The 14,224-nt window shown below is 60.9% G+C and carries 17 protein-coding genes; 9 read left to right on the plus strand and 8 right to left on the minus strand.

Annotated elements, in window-relative coordinates; translation table 11 throughout:
• Nucleotides 1-1,830: DUF7844 domain-containing protein (locus OQK_RS10250; protein WP_038860825.1), on the plus strand; the 1,830-nt coding region annotated here is incomplete at its 5' end.
• Between the two features lie 58 nt (nucleotides 1,831-1,888).
• On the opposite strand, the gene trpA is transcribed toward OQK_RS10250, so the two are convergent.
• Both trpA and trpB read right to left on the minus strand, forming a co-directional pair.
• A complete protein-coding gene (gene trpA, locus OQK_RS10255; RefSeq protein ID WP_016772301.1) occupies nucleotides 1,889-2,698 on the minus strand; it encodes a tryptophan synthase subunit alpha in 810 nt (269 codons plus the stop codon).
• Complete coding sequence (gene trpB / locus OQK_RS10260; protein WP_016772302.1) at nucleotides 2,698-3,930, minus strand: tryptophan synthase subunit beta; 1,233 nt, start codon at nucleotides 3,928-3,930, stop codon at nucleotides 2,698-2,700. Before trpB ends, trpA begins: the two co-directional genes overlap by 1 nt.
• Before the next feature lie 113 nt (nucleotides 3,931-4,043).
• Between trpB and OQK_RS10265 the strand changes: the two genes are divergently transcribed.
• The gene (locus OQK_RS10265) at nucleotides 4,044-4,961 is read left to right on the plus strand and encodes a LysR family transcriptional regulator (protein WP_016772303.1); all 918 of its coding nucleotides are present in this window, start codon (nucleotides 4,044-4,046) and stop codon (nucleotides 4,959-4,961) included.
• Here the strand turns inward: OQK_RS10265 and OQK_RS10270 are convergent.
• Complete coding sequence (locus tag OQK_RS10270; protein ID WP_016772304.1) at nucleotides 4,934-5,260, minus strand: DUF883 family protein; 327 nt, start codon at nucleotides 5,258-5,260, stop codon at nucleotides 4,934-4,936. The two genes, OQK_RS10265 and OQK_RS10270, sit on opposite strands and share 28 nt — an antisense overlap.
• Nucleotides 5,261-5,426: 166 nt before the next feature.
• Between OQK_RS10270 and OQK_RS10275 the strand changes: the two genes are divergently transcribed.
• Together OQK_RS10275 and OQK_RS10280 are read left to right on the plus strand one after the other, a co-directional pair.
• Nucleotides 5,427-5,642 (plus strand): dodecin, encoded by a 216-nt coding sequence (locus OQK_RS10275; protein ID WP_016772305.1) that lies wholly within the window; start codon nucleotides 5,427-5,429, stop codon nucleotides 5,640-5,642.
• A 129-nt stretch (nucleotides 5,643-5,771) separates the two neighbouring features.
• Entirely contained in the window at nucleotides 5,772-5,996 is a 225-nt protein-coding gene (locus tag OQK_RS10280; protein WP_016772306.1) for a DUF1161 domain-containing protein, read from the plus strand.
• Between the two features lie 172 nt (nucleotides 5,997-6,168).
• Here OQK_RS10280 and OQK_RS10285 read toward each other — a convergent pair whose 3' ends face one another.
• Complete coding sequence (locus OQK_RS10285; RefSeq protein WP_016772307.1) at nucleotides 6,169-7,170, minus strand: LLM class flavin-dependent oxidoreductase; 1,002 nt, start codon at nucleotides 7,168-7,170, stop codon at nucleotides 6,169-6,171.
• 240 nt (nucleotides 7,171-7,410) lie between these two features.
• On the opposite strand from OQK_RS10285, the gene OQK_RS10290 reads away from it, so the two are divergent.
• Together OQK_RS10290 and OQK_RS10295 are read left to right on the plus strand one after the other, a co-directional pair.
• Nucleotides 7,411-7,842, plus strand: coding sequence for an OsmC family protein (locus OQK_RS10290; RefSeq protein ID WP_016772308.1), 432 nt, complete (start codon nucleotides 7,411-7,413; stop codon nucleotides 7,840-7,842).
• A 241-nt stretch (nucleotides 7,843-8,083) separates the two neighbouring features.
• Nucleotides 8,084-8,323: a DUF1161 domain-containing protein gene (locus OQK_RS10295; protein WP_016772309.1), complete on the plus strand. Its 240-nt coding sequence runs from the start codon at nucleotides 8,084-8,086 to the stop codon at nucleotides 8,321-8,323.
• Nucleotides 8,324-8,330: 7 nt separating this feature from the next.
• Here OQK_RS10295 and OQK_RS10300 read toward each other — a convergent pair whose 3' ends face one another.
• Both OQK_RS10300 and OQK_RS10305 read right to left on the minus strand, forming a co-directional pair.
• A complete protein-coding gene (locus OQK_RS10300) occupies nucleotides 8,331-8,750 on the minus strand; it encodes a PA0061/PA0062 family lipoprotein (protein ID WP_016772310.1) in 420 nt (139 codons plus the stop codon).
• Nucleotides 8,751-8,789: 39 nt separating this feature from the next.
• Nucleotides 8,790-9,212 (minus strand): PA0061/PA0062 family lipoprotein, encoded by a 423-nt coding sequence (locus OQK_RS10305; RefSeq protein ID WP_016772311.1) that lies wholly within the window; start codon nucleotides 9,210-9,212, stop codon nucleotides 8,790-8,792.
• Between the two features lie 58 nt (nucleotides 9,213-9,270).
• Between OQK_RS10305 and OQK_RS10310 the strand changes: the two genes are divergently transcribed.
• Complete coding sequence (locus OQK_RS10310; RefSeq protein ID WP_016772312.1) at nucleotides 9,271-10,362, plus strand: aminopeptidase; 1,092 nt, start codon at nucleotides 9,271-9,273, stop codon at nucleotides 10,360-10,362.
• A 98-nt stretch (nucleotides 10,363-10,460) separates the two neighbouring features.
• Here OQK_RS10310 and OQK_RS10315 read toward each other — a convergent pair whose 3' ends face one another.
• The gene (locus OQK_RS10315; RefSeq protein ID WP_016772313.1) at nucleotides 10,461-11,111 is read right to left on the minus strand and encodes an HAD family hydrolase; all 651 of its coding nucleotides are present in this window, start codon (nucleotides 11,109-11,111) and stop codon (nucleotides 10,461-10,463) included.
• A gap of 28 nt (nucleotides 11,112-11,139) precedes the next feature.
• A complete protein-coding gene (locus OQK_RS10320; protein ID WP_016772314.1) occupies nucleotides 11,140-11,685 on the minus strand; it encodes a gamma carbonic anhydrase family protein in 546 nt (181 codons plus the stop codon).
• A 62-nt stretch (nucleotides 11,686-11,747) separates the two neighbouring features.
• Between OQK_RS10320 and prlC the strand changes: the two genes are divergently transcribed.
• On the plus strand, nucleotides 11,748-13,826 hold the full coding sequence (prlC, locus tag OQK_RS10325; protein WP_016772315.1) for an oligopeptidase A: 2,079 nt from the start codon (nucleotides 11,748-11,750) through the stop codon (nucleotides 13,824-13,826).
• Nucleotides 13,823-14,113 carry a YheV family putative zinc ribbon protein gene (locus OQK_RS10330; protein ID WP_016772316.1) on the plus strand — a complete coding sequence of 97 codons (291 nt, stop codon included), beginning with the start codon at nucleotides 13,823-13,825 and terminating at the stop codon, nucleotides 14,111-14,113. The genes prlC and OQK_RS10330 overlap by 4 nt, the downstream gene beginning before the upstream one ends.
• The last annotated feature ends 111 nt before the right edge of the window (nucleotides 14,114-14,224 follow it).

Raw genomic sequence — 14,224 nt, forward strand, 5'->3', positions numbered from 1 at the left:
ATCGATGAGGCGATGGCGAAACTGCCGCCGAGCTTCATTGAGCGGCTGGATCGGCGCATCGACGTCGGCTGGACCGACGACATGCCTGCCAACGCTTATGGACAAGCGACGCTGGTGTCCGAGCTCGACCTGAATCGCAAGCTGCTCGCCGGCCTCACCGATGGCAGCGCGGCGAAAGAGAAAACCAATCGTCCTCACGGCACTGTGCGCCAGGAACTGCTGGCCACAGTGCTGCACGAAATCACGCATATCTACGACCGCGCGCGTTTATGGCCGAGCGCCGAGCGCACGTTGATCCAGCGCTGCACCCGACGCTTCAACAGCGCCGGGCTGATCGGCATTCCCGATGAGTGTCGCGGGCAGAACGGTCGCCGCTTCACCATCAGCGATGACCCGCGCCTGCTCGATCTGGCCGGGTGGCAACAGTACGTCGGCCGCCGTGGCGAGCGTGAACAACACAACCGCCAGATCGCCCGCAGTCCGGATCTTTACGAGATCTCCAGTCCCAAGGAATTCGTCGCGGTCAACATGGAGTACTTCCTCCTCGACCCGAGCTACGCCTGCCGCCGCCCGGCGCTGTATCGCTACTACAAGGAACATTTCGGCTGGGCGCCGCCAGCGCAGGACACCTGCAGCAAGAGCTTCGCCTTTCTCAATGCGGGCAATGACTTCGCCAAGCAGCCCCTGGGGCAAGTCGATCCGGAACGGGTGTATGCCGTCGATTACCTGCTGGCCGAGGCCAATCAGAACTGGGTCAGCCGCTGGGGCCACAGCATGTTGCGCCTGGTGATCTGCGCCCCCGGTCGCCCGCGTGGCCCGGATTGCCGCCTCGACCTCGATCAACACCTGGTGCTGTCCTATCGCGCCTTCGTTGGCGATGTGCAGCTGTCAAGCTGGGACGGACTGGTCGGCAAATACCCGTCGCGGCTGTTCGTGTTGCCGCTGGCACAAGTGATCGACGAGTACACCAAGACCGAGCTGCGCAGCCTCGCTTCGGTGCCGCTGAAGCTGTCTCGCGAGGAAATCGAAGGCGTCGTCGAACATGCCGCCGAGATGCACTGGAGTTACGACGGCAACTATTTCTTCCTGTCCAACAACTGCGCGGTAGAGGGTTTGAAACTGTTGCGCAGCGGCAGCAATAACAGCCAACTGGTCGGCCTCGACAGCATCATGCCCAACGGCTTGCTGGAAGTGCTCAAGGGCCGTGGTCTGGCCGATACCAGTGTGCTCGACAATCCGAAAGAAGCGCTGCGTCTGGGTTACCGCTTCGACTCGTTCCGTGATCGCTATCAAGCGATGTTTGATGTGCTGAAGAAGCAACTGCCGATCAAGCAGACCACTGTCGAAGACTGGCTGTCACTCAGCGCTGAGCAACGCCGCGAATGGTTCGACCGCGCCGACCTGCGCACCAGCGCGGCGCTCTTGCTGCTGGAGCAAGCCAGTTTTCGCCGACAGTTGTTGCTGGCCCAGGACGAGGTCAAGCAACGTTACCTCGGCGCCCGCGAGCTGGAAAACGGCGGCATGGACAAAGCCAACGCGACCTTGCAGGAGATCCTCGCCAACAGTGGTTTCCTCAGCCGCCCGGCGGAACTGCTCGACTCTAAAGGGTACGGACTACCGCAGCCGAGCGAGTTTGGCCGACTGGAAGCGGAAAGCAGCCAGCGGCAGAAGAAGCTGCTGGCGCTGTCCGGCGATCTCGATACCGAAGTGCGCAAGCTGCTTGAACCCAAGCGCGCCGCCGAGATTGCCGCCAGCGAGGCCAACGTCAAGCAGATTGGCGAGCATTTGCGCAAACTGCACAAAGCTTCGGGCGGACTGCAATTACCCTGAGCACAAAAAAAGGCTTCAGAACGCCTGTTCTGAAGCCTTTTTGTTTTCCCCTGCGGTCTTAGACGCGAGCCTTGCGCACGCCTTGGGACAGCGCCGAACACAGGCTCAACACGCCATCGATGGCCTGTTCAGGCGTATCGGCACTGGCGATGTGATCGATCAACGCCGAGCCCACCACCACACCGTCAGCCAGACGCGCGATGGCCGCGGCCTGCTCCGGCGTACGGATACCGAAACCGATGCTGATCGGCAGGTCGGTATGCCGACGCAGACGTGCAACCGCCTCTTCCACGTGCTCCAGAGTCGCTGCACCGGCGCCGGTGACACCTGCGACCGACACGTAGTAGACAAAACCGGAACTGCCGTTGAGCACACGCGGCAGACGTGCGTCGTCGGTGGTCGGCGTGGTCAGGCGAATGAAATCCAGCCCGGCAGCCTGCGCCGGGTCGCACAGCTCTTCGTTGTGCTCTGGTGGCATGTCGACCACGATCAGGCCGTCAACGCCAGCATCCTTGGCTTCGGCGATAAAACGCTCGACGCCGAATTTGTGAATCGGGTTGAAGTAGCCCATCAACACCAGCGGCGTGTCGCTGTTGCCTTCACGGAACTCGCGAACCATTTGCAGGGTTTTCGCCAGATTCTGTTTGGCGCCAAGTGCGCGGATATTGGCCAGCTGGATCGCCGGGCCATCGGCCATCGGATCGGTGAACGGCATGCCCAGTTCGATCACGTCAGCACCCGCCGCCGGCAGGCCTTTGAGGATTGCCAGCGAAGTGTCGTAGTCAGGATCACCTGCAGTGACAAAGGTCACCAGCGCGGCGCGGTTCTGTTGCTTGAGGTCGGCAAAGCGGGTTTGCAGGCGGCTCATCAGTGTTTCTCCTGCTGCGACTGTTGCATATGGTGCATCACGGTTTGCATGTCCTTGTCACCACGGCCCGAGAGATTGACCACCATCAGGTGATCCTTCGGCAGCTTCGGTGCGCGCTTGAACACTTCGGCCAGAGCGTGGGCGCTTTCCAGGGCAGGAATGATCCCTTCCAAGCGGCAGCATTTGTGGAACGCTTCAAGAGCTTCGTCATCGGTTACCGAGGTGTACTGGACGCGGCCGATGTCATGCAACCAGGCGTGTTCAGGGCCGATGCCCGGATAGTCGAGGCCAGCGGAAATCGAGTGAGCGTCGATGATCTGCCCATCGTCGTCCTGCAGCAGGAAGGTGCGGTTACCGTGCAGCACGCCCGGCACCCCGCCGTTCAGGCTGGCCGCGTGCTTGCCGGTTTCGATGCCGTAACCGGCGGCTTCGACGCCGATGATCTCCACGCTCTTGTCGTCGAGGAACGGGTGGAACAGGCCCATGGCGTTGGAACCGCCACCGATGCACGCCACCAGACTGTCCGGCAGACGACCTTCCTGAGCCTGCAGCTGATCGCGGGTTTCCTTACCGATAACGGCCTGGAAGTCGCGGACCATTGCTGGATACGGGTGTGGGCCGGCCACGGTGCCGATCAGGTAAAAGGTGTTGTCGACGTTGGTCACCCAGTCACGCAGGGCTTCGTTCATCGCGTCTTTGAGGGTGCCGGTGCCGGCCACGACCGGAATGACTTCAGCGCCGAGCAGCTTCATGCGGAAGACGTTGGCCTGCTGACGTTCGATGTCGGTGGTGCCCATGTAGATCACGCAGTCCAGACCGAACCGCGCAGCGACGGTGGCCGTGGCCACGCCGTGCATGCCGGCGCCGGTTTCGGCAATGATGCGCTTCTTGCCCATGCGCCGCGCCAGCAGAATCTGGCCGATGCAGTTGTTGATCTTGTGCGCGCCGGTGTGGTTCAGCTCTTCGCGCTTGAGGTAGATCTTCGCGCCGCCGCAGAATTCGGTCAGGCGTTCGGCGAAATACAGCGGGCTCGGACGTCCGACATAATCACGCTGGAAGTAGGCCAATTCTTCCTTGAATGCCGGATCTTCCTTGGCCGCTTCGTATTCGCGAGCCAAGTCGAGGATCAACGGCATCAGGGTTTCCGCTACATAACGGCCACCGAACGCACCGAACAGGCCGTTGGCGTCAGGGCCGTTACGCAGATCAGAGGTGTTCGAAGTCTGGGTCATGGGTCGCTCCAGGTGAATTCGGTCAGAAGACAATGACGATCACTCTACCCCTGACTTTCCAGGCTGAAAACCGATAAGATCGCCGAAACCTGTCAGGAAAACTCACAGATACCATGAGCCACGACCTTCCCCCGCTGAATGCCTTGCGCGCCTTCGAGGCCACCGCTCGTCTGAACAGTGTGAGTCAGGCTGCCGAACAGCTGCACGTCACCCACGGCGCGGTCAGCCGCCAGCTCAAGGTGCTTGAAGAACATCTAGGGGTGAGCCTGTTCGTCAAGGACGGACGCGGCTTGAAACTCACAGATGCCGGAGCGCGTCTGCGCGATGCCAGCGCTGAGGCGTTCGATCGGTTGCGCAGTGTTTGCGCCGAACTGACGCAAAGCACAGCGAATGCGCCGTTCGTGCTGGGTTGTTCGGGGAGCCTGCTGGCGCGCTGGTTTATTCCGCGTCTGGGGCGGCTGAATGCCGATTTGCCTGATCTGCGCTTACACCTGTCGGCCGGTGAAGGCGATCTCGATCCCCGGCGCCCGGGCCTCGATGCGTTGTTGCTGTTCGCCGAACCACCGTGGCCCGCCGATATGCAGGTCTATGAACTGGCGGCGGAACGCATCGGCCCCGTAATGAGCCCGTTGTATAGCGGTTATCAGAAGCTGCACACCGCTGTGGCCGCAGATCTTTTTGATGAGCCCTTGCTGCACACCACCTCTCGCCCACAAGCCTGGCCCAGTTGGGCGCAGCAAAACCACCTCGATCCCAGAGGGTTGAAGCTCGGGCAAGGTTTTGAGCATTTGTATTATTTGCTGGAGGCGGCTGTTGCAGGTCTCGGCGTGGCAATCGCGCCGGAGCCGCTGGTAACCGAAGATCTGAAGGCGGGTCGCCTGGTTGCGCCGTGGGGCTTTTGCGAAACCCCGGCGCAACTGGCGTTGTGGCTACCCAAGCGCGCCGCAGACGGACGCGCCCGGCAACTGGCGCAATGGCTCAAGAACGAGCTGCGCCAGCCTGATCACTCACCGCGCTTGAACAAAAAGTAGGCGGCGAGCAGACCGATTGCACCGACAGCCACGCCGGCCGTGGTCCATGGGTGTTCCTGCGCGTAGTCACGAGTGGCAATGCCGGTCTCGCGGGTTTTCACTTTGACTTCTTCGTACGCGTCGCTGAGCAGATGACGGGAATGTTTCAGCGCACTTTCGGCGTTGCTTTTCAGCGCCTTGAGGGTCTTGCGCGACTCGTCCGAAGCATCGTCTTTCAAGCTTTCCAACGATTTGAGCAGACTCTCGATCTCGGCTTCCATGCTTTGCAACGAGGCTTTACGTAAAGAGGTGTAGGCCATGGTGGCTCTCCTGCATTGGTGATGAGTGGCGTGTGTTGGTTGGGACTTCAGCATGTCGAGAAAGTGCAGAAATTCTGAACTTCGGCAGCGCAGCGGCGCCGAAATCATCAGTGCAATTGCCTGCTAGGCTCAATTTCACACGCCATTCCAACCCAAGGAGAACGCCATGAGTGACCATCACACCTACAAGAAAGTCGAGCTGGTCGGCTCGTCCACTACCAGCATCGAAGACGCCATCAACAACGCACTGGCCGAGGCGAACAAGACCCTGCGCAATCTGGAATGGTTTGAAGTGACCGAAACCCGTGGCCACATCGAAAACGGCCAGGTAGCGCACTTTCAGGTCACGCTGAAAGTCGGCTTCAAGATTGCCGCCAGCTGAGTTTGAGCTAGTCTTCTGAACTTGCGCGCTGGCCGAGTGCCATAGGGAATGGCAAAGCGCTACAAGGTGAGCGCATCGGGTGGATGACTCGATGCCCGCCTCTTTCAATCCGACCAGGGAGTGCGACCGATGAAGAAGTTCATGTTGGCAGTAGGTTTGTTGAGCCTTGCGGGTGGTGCGTTTGCAGCCGGCAAGCCATGTGAAGAGCTGAAAAGCGAAATCGCCGCGAAGCTCGACGCCAAAGGCGTTTCCGGTTATTCGCTGGAGGTTGTCGACAAGGGTGCGGCGGCTGATGGTGACGTCGTCGGCAGTTGCGAAGGCGGCAGCAAGGAAATCGTCTACAAACGCGGTTGATTGCGCCTGAAATACAAAAGCCGACGTGGATGCGTCGGCTTTTTTGTGGGCTCCATGTGCCCGATGTGGGAGCGAGCTTGCTCGCGAAACCGGTGGGTCAGTCGACATATCGAGTGCCTGACACTCCGTCTTCGCGAGCAAGCTCGCTCCCACAAGGTATGTGTGGTGAATCTTAGCCCTTCATCACCTGCGCCAGCAGCTCGTACGAGCGCACGCGATCAGCATGCTCATACAAATCGCTGGTGAAAATCAGCTCGTCCGCCTGGGTCTGCTCGATCAGCACCTCAAGCTTGGCGCGGATCTTCTGCGGGCCGCCGACCATGGCGAGGCCGAGGAAATCGCCCACCGCTTCACGTTCATGGGGCAGCCACAGACCGTCCATGGTTTTCACCGGCGGACGCTGCACCAGGCTCTGGCCACGCATCAACGCAAGAATGCGCTGGTACACCGACGTCGCCAGGTAATCGGCTTGCTCATCGGTATCCGCTGCCACCAGCGGCACGCCGAGCATCACGTACGGCTTGTCGAGCACCGCCGACGGTTTGAAGTGATTGCGGTAGATGCGGATCGCCTCGTGCATGAAGCGCGGCGCGAAGTGCGAGGCGAAGGCGTAAGGCAAGCCGCGCTCACCCGCCAATTGCGCACTGAACAGGCTTGAGCCGAGCAGCCAGATCGGCACGTTGGTGCCGGTGCCGGGCATGGCGATCACCCGTTGCTCCGGGGTGCGCGGGCCGAGGTAGCGCATCAATTCGGCAACGTCTTCAGGGAAGTCGTCAGCGCTGCCCGAGCGCTCACGGCGCAAGGCGCGGGCGGTCATCTGGTCAGAGCCGGGCGCGCGGCCCAGACCCAGGTCGATGCGTCCCGGGTACAGGCTCTCGAGGGTGCCGAACTGCTCGGCAATCACCAGCGGCGCATGGTTGGGGAGCATCACCCCGCCAGAACCGACGCGGATCGTCGACGTGCCTCCGGCCAGATAGCCGAGCAACACCGAAGTGGCCGAACTGGCGATGCCGTCCATGTTGTGGTGTTCGGCGACCCAGAAGCGCGTGTAGCCGAATTTCTCGGCATGCTGCGCCAGGTCCAGCGAGTTGCGCAGCGATTGCCCCGCGCTGCCGTTTTCGCGCACCGGCACCAGGTCGAGGGTGGAAAATTTAACGTCGGACAGTTTTTTCATGAACCTGCATCTCCGGGTGGGGAGGCAGGTTTTTCTTGCGAACGAAAACCTGCCAAATCCATAAGCGTGTTTTATGGAATGAGGGCATATACCCGAGATTCAATAGCAGCGACGAAATTTCCTACTAAAAAAGTCAACGATTCAGCCAGGCTGAACTTTGTTCCGCCGTCTATCCTCAGAAGCCTTGCTAGTAAAAACCGCGACGGCGCGGCGTTCCGCGCCATATTTGAGGAGGCAGACATGGCTATCGTGAAAAAGGCATCGGCGCATTGGGAAGGCGATCTGAAAACCGGTCTCGGCTCGATCTCCACCGAAACCGGCGTACTGCGCGAAGCGCCGTATGGCTTCAAGGCGCGCTTCGAAGGCGGCAAAGGCACCAACCCGGAAGAACTGATCGGCGCGGCCCACGCCGGCTGCTTCTCCATGGCGTTTTCGATGATTCTCGGCGATGCCGGCCTGAAGGCAGACAGCATCGACACCAACGCCGAAGTCACCCTCGATCAGGTTGACGGCGGCTTCGCGATCACTGCGGTGAAACTGATTCTCAAGGCGAAGATCCCGGGCGCGACTCAGCAACAGTTTGAGGAGTTGAGCAACAAGGCCAAGGAAGGGTGCCCGGTTTCCAAGGTGCTGAATGCGAAGATCACCCTTGAGGCTTCGCTGGTCAGTTGATTCGGCGTTTGCCGGCCTGACGCCTTCGCGAGCAGGCTCGCTCCCACAGGGAGATTTGTGCACGTCGCAGATCCAGTGTGTGAGCGAGCTTGCTCGCGAAGGCAGTCTCGAAACCTGCTCAGCGGCCGGCAATTAATACAAGGTGTGAGCAAAGTCAGAACCCGCTCTGCAGAATTGTGGTCGAATAATCGACAGCAGCTTCAGCGCACACCCGTGCGCGCTGCCTCAAGGAGCTTCATCGATGAAACGTATTGGCTTGGCGATCCTTTGCAGTGCACTGGCCACGTCCGCTTTCGCAGCCCCCAAGGACTGCGAAGAGCTCAGAAAGGAAATCGAGATCAAGATTCAGGCGAAGGCCATTCCCTCGTACACCCTGGAAATCATCACGGCGGAAGAGGCGAAGCAGCACGACTCGGCCATGATCGTCGGGTCTTGCGAGAATGGCACCAAGCGGATCATCTATCAGAGAAACGATAGCTGATTGCCTTTCACGGCACGCAATTGATCTGCCGCTCGTTGGCAACGATCTGCCCCTGACGATTGATCAAGCGTGCGCTTGGCGTGAAGGCCAGCGATCGGGCCTCAAGGCGGTAACGCTGCCCGGCCTCGAAGTGTTCATAGGGCACGGTCATGTAACACAGCCGCTCTTGCGGATCGGTATCCATGCCCTGACCACCCCCGAAGACTTCGAAGTCAAAGCGCACGGTGAGCTCATGACTACCGGGCGTCACCTGAAAAAAGCGTCCGTCGCGCAAGCGCTGTTTATCCAGGCGCTCGGCCATCAGCACTTTGCCGCCGGGGGTAGGCATGGCGAAGTCGACCCAGGCTTTGTCTGGATCGGCCGCCGGCAACGGGCTCTGACAACCGGCGAGCACACTGGCGGCCAGCAATGTCGTCAACTTGCGCATGATCGATATCCTTTGACGGGATTTGCAGCATAGCGCCGATCAACTGCTCTGACAGCCCGCCGGTGTGCCCTGGCCGACAACCTTGCGCTGTTCGTCATAAAGCTTGGCCCAAGGCCGGAAGCCGATGCTGCCCGCCTGCAGCTGATAGCGCTGGCCGGCGTTGAAATCCTTGAATTTCACGCTCAACTGGCAATCGCGCCACAGCGGTTCGGCAGTCGGGCCGATGTTGGTGGCCTCGACCGGGAATTGGTAGCGCACCTTCAGCTCATGGCTCCCGGGCTGCACTTCGAAATAACGTTTGTCGACAGCCTGCGTGGCGTCGACTTGTACGGCTTGCAGCGCCGTGTCGTGTTGGCGAGCGTCAAGATCGATCCAGGCTTGCGAAGGGTCGGGGTCAGGCATTCCGAATCCGGCACAACCGGCCAGCGTCAGCAGGCCTCCTGTCAGCATCAACATGCGCATAGCGGTGCTCCTTGAGGCGGGATAGTCTTGGGGCAGACTTTCCGGGGAATTTCTTATTTTGATCAGGCCGTTTTCCAGCCTTGGGTTACTTGATCGCGTTTTTCCGATTTTGTTTCCGGGTGTGTTGTTTTTGTTGCTCAACGGTTGCACCAGCGTCAGCTATTACAGCCAGTTGGCCAGCGGCCAACTGCAATTGCTGCGCGCACGGGAGCCGGTCGAAAAAGTCATTGCCGACCCCAGCCGCGATGCCAAATTGCGCGCGCATCTGGCTCAATCACAAAAGGCCCGCACGTTCGCCAGCGAGCACCTGCATCTGCCGGACAACCAGAGCTATCGTCTGTACGCCGACATCGGCCGGCCGTTCGTGGTGTGGAACGTGTTCGCCACCGCAGAGTTTTCCCTGACGCCGCAGAGTCACTGCTTCCCGATTGCCGGCTGCGTGGCCTATCGCGGCTACTACAGCCAGAGCGCCGCCCGTGGCGAAGCGGCGCTTCAGCGCTTGCAGGGCATGGACGTGTCGATCGGCGGGGTCGAGGCGTACTCGACGCTCGGCTGGTTCAATGACCCGATTCTCAATTCGATGATGGGCTGGGGCGACGAACGGCTGGCCACGTTAATCTTTCATGAACTGGCGCACCAGAAGTTCTATGTGAAGGACGACACTGAATTCAACGAGTCTTTCGCCACCTTCGTCGAGCAGGAAGGCACGCGGCAATGGCGCGCGTTCCGCGGGCTGCCGGCGGAGTCGGATGCCAGGCTCAAGCAGCGTGACCAGTTCATCGGTCTGGTACTCGACACGCGCTCACGGCTGGAGACGCTGTATGCGCAGCCGCTGTCGGTTGAGCAGATGCGTGAGCGCAAAGCAGCTGAATTCGAGCGCTTGCGCCGGGAGTATCGGGTCATGCGCGACAGTCAGTGGGCCGGGGACAAACGCTATGACGCGTGGGTCAATGCGCCACTCAACAACGCGCGGTTGTTGCCGTTCGGGCTGTATGACCAGTGGGTGCCGGCGTTTGCGGCGCTGTTCAGACAAGTAGATGGGGATTGGATGAGGTTTTATGCCGAGGTTGAGCGGTTGGGACGGTTGCCGGTTGATGAGCGTAAGGCGGCTTTGAGGGCCTTGGCAGTTCCTGAGTCCTCCAGCGGCTGACGGGCCTCATCGCTGGCAAGCCAGCTCCCACAGGGACAGCGGTGAGCCTGAAGAATCGCTAACCTGTGGGAGCTGGCTTGCCAGCGATAGCCATCTGCTCAGCGCTGCAAAAACGCCTGATGCAACTCGTCCAAAGTTTCAAAGTGATAAGCCGGCGCCTCGGCATTCAGCTCTTCAAAACTGCCAAACCCATAGCCCACCGCCGCTGCATCCAGGCCATTGCTGCGCGCGCCGATCAGGTCGTGCTTGCGATCGCCGATCATCAGGGTCTGCGCGGGGTCCAGGCGTTCTTCCTCAAGCAAGTGCGCAATCAGCTCAACCTTGTTGGTCCGCGTGCCGTCCAGTTCGCTGCCGTAGATCACCTTGAAGTGGCGGGCGAAGTCGAAGTGCCGGGCGATCTCGCGGGCGAACACCCACGGTTTGGAGGTGGCGATGTACAACTGCCGCCCCTGCCCGCTCAAGGTCTCCAGCAACGGCGTGACCCCGTCGAACACCCGATTCTCATAGAGGCCGGTGACCTTGAAGCGCTCGCGATAGAAATTCACCGCTTCCCAGGCCCTGGCCTCGTCGAAGTCGTAGAACTGCATGAACGCTTGCAGCAGCGGCGGGCCGATGAAGTGTTCCAGTTTGCTCAGGTCCGGTTCGTCGATGCCGAGATTGGCCAAGGCAAATTGAATTGAGCGGGTGATGCCCTCACGCGGGTCGGTCAGGGTGCCATCGAGGTCGAACAGTACGGTCTGGTAATGCATGAGAGTTCCTGAGCTGGTGTAGGGCAATTCAGAGCTGGTCGTAGCCTTCGGCCAGATGCAGGTCCTTGAGCTTGACGTAGTTCGCCGCGCTGTACGTAAAGAAGGCGTTTTCCTTATCGGTCAGCGGGCGCACTTGCTTGACCGGGCTGCCGACATACAGGAAGCCGCTCTGCAGGCGCTTGCCCGGCGGCACCAGGCTGCCGGCGCCGATGATCACGTCGTCCTCGACCACGGCACCGTCCATGACGATGCTGCCCATGCCGATCAACACGCGGCTGCCAACGGTGCAGCCGTGCAGCATGACCTTGTGGGCGATGGTCACGTCATCGCCGATCAGCAATGGAAAACCGTCCGGGTTGAACGGGCCGGCGTGGGTGATGTGCAGCACGCAGCCATCCTGCACGCTGGTGCGCGCACCGATGCGGATGCGGTGCATGTCGCCACGGATCACCGTCAGCGGCCAGACCGAGCTGTCTGCGCCAATTTCGACGTCGCCGATCACCACCGCCGAACCGTCGACGAATGCGCCGTTGCTCAGGCGGGGGGTGTGATTCTGGTATTTGCGAAGGGACACGATTAGTTCTCTCTCTGTCGCCGATAGCTGCGGTGAGTGTCGATTGTAATTAAGATGGGCGCATGTTTCTTCCAGCCAAGGTGCCAACCGTGAGCGTGAACAACCCTCTTTTGCAGTCCTACGACCTGCCGCCGTTCTCCACGATCCGTGCCGAACACGTCCTGCCCGCCATCGAAACCATCCTCGCGGACAACCGCGCCGCCATCGCCGAAATCCTCAAGACCCAGGGCAAGAACCCGACCTGGGCCGGTCTGGTGCTGGCGATGGACGAACTCAATGATCGTCTCGGTGCGGCGTGGAGCCCGGTCAGCCATCTTAACGCCGTGTGCAACAGCGCCGAATTGCGCGAAGCCTACGAGTCGTGCCTGCCGGCCCTGAGCGCCTACTCCACCGAAATGGGCCAGAACCGCGAACTGTTCCAGGCGTATGAAGCGTTGGCCAACAGTCCGGAAGCTGCCAGTTTCGACGTCGCGCAAAAAACCATTCTGGAACACGCCCTGCGCGATTTCCGTCTGTCGGGTATCGATCTGCCGGAAGCCGAGCAGAAACGTTACGCCGAAGTGCAGAGCAAACTGTCCGAGCTCGGCAGCCGCTTCTCCAACCAGTTGCTCGACGCCACCCAGGCGTGGACCAAGCACATCACCGACGAAGCCGCCCTCGCCGGCCTGACCGATTCGGCCAAGGCGCAAATGGCTGCCGCCGCCCAGGCCAAAGGTCTGGATGGCTGGCTGATCACCCTGGAATTCCCCAGTTATTACGCGGTGATGACCTACGCGCAAGACCGTGCGCTGCGCGAAGAAGTCTACGCCGCGTACTGCACCCGCGCCTCGGACCAAGGCCCGAATGCCGGGCAGAACGACAACGGCCCGGTGATGGAAGAGATCCTCGACCTGCGTCAGGAACTGGCCCGACTGCTGGGTTTCGCCAGTTTCGCCGAGCTGAGCCTGGCGACCAAAATGGCCGAATCCAGCGATCAGGTGCTGAGCTTCCTGCGCGATCTGGCCCAACGCAGCAAGCCGTTCGCCGCGCAGGATCTGCAACAGCTGCGCGCTTATGCCGCCGAACAGGGCTGCGCCGATCTGCAAAGCTGGGACAGCGGTTTCTACGGTGAAAAACTTCGCGAGCAGCGTTACAGCGTCGCCCAGGAAACCCTGCGAGCCTACTTCCCGATCGACAAAGTCCTCAGCGGCCTGTTCGCCATCGTCCAGCGTTTGTACGGCATCGAGATCGCCGAGCAGAAAGGCTTCGACACCTGGCATCCGGACGTCCGCCTGTTCGAGATCAAGGAAAACGGCCAGCACGTCGGCCGCTTCTTCTTCGACCTGTATGCCCGCGCCAACAAGCGTGGCGGCGCGTGGATGGATGGCGCACGCGACCGTCGTCGCACCGTCGACGGAGTGCTGCAAAGCCCGGTGGCCAATCTGGTGTGCAACTTCACCCCGGCCGACAGCGGCAAGCCTGCGCTGCTGACCCACGATGAAGTGACCACCCTGTTCCACGAGTTCGGCCACGGCCTGCATCACCTGCTGACCCGCGTCGAACACGCTGGCGTATCCGGCATCAATGGCGTGGCCTGGGACGCGGTCGAGCTGCCGAGCCAGTTCATGGAAAACTGGTGCTGGGAGCCGGAAGGCCTGGCGCTGATTTCCGGCCACTACGAGACCGGCGAGCCACTGCCACAGGACCTGCTGGAAAAAATGCTCGCGGCGAAGAACTTCCAGTCCGGCCTGATGATGGTGCGTCAGCTGGAGTTTTCGCTGTTCGACTTCGAACTGCATGCCACCCATGGCGATGACCGCAGCGTGGCGCAAGTGCTCGAGGGCGTGCGTGACGAGGTATCGGTGATGCGTCCACCGGCTTACAACCGCTTCCCCAACAGCTTTGCGCACATCTTCGCTGGTGGTTACGCGGCGGGTTACTACAGCTACAAGTGGGCTGAAGTGCTGTCTGCCGACGCCTTCTCGAAATTCGAGGAAGACGGCGTGCTCAACGCTGAAACCGGTCGGGCGTTCCGCGAAGCGATTCTGGCGCGCGGCGGCTCGCAGGCACCGATGGTGCTGTTCGTCGACTTCCGTGGCCGTGAGCCGTCGATCGACGCGCTGCTTCGCCACAGCGGCCTGAGTGAGGACGCGGCAGCATGAGCGACGGCCCTGTGATCACCAAGAAGCGCTTTATCGCCGGGGCGGTCTGCCCGGCGTGCAGCGAGCCGGACAAGTTGATGATGTGGAACGAAGACGGCGTGCCGCACCGCGAATGCGTGGCTTGCGGCTACTCCGACACCCTCAACGAGCAGGGCCTGTCGGTGCCCAAAGAACTGGGCACGCGGGTCAATACCAGTGCGCTGAAGCCTGCCGCCGACAAAAAGGTCCAAGCCGTGCAGTTTTTCCCCAACCCCAAGTTGAAGAAAAAGCCCGACGAGCAACAGTGATAACTACCGCCACCTGCCGATGATCGTCGTCAGGTGGCGGTAACTATCTACCACCTCGCCCCCGCGCTTCGTGATTAGGCTGGTCAATCCAGCCCTCTCTCACGGAAGACG

The organism is Pseudomonas sp. R62 (assembly GCF_000257605.1).
In the GTDB taxonomy this organism is placed as follows: Bacteria; Pseudomonadota; Gammaproteobacteria; order Pseudomonadales; family Pseudomonadaceae; genus Aquipseudomonas; species Aquipseudomonas atacamensis.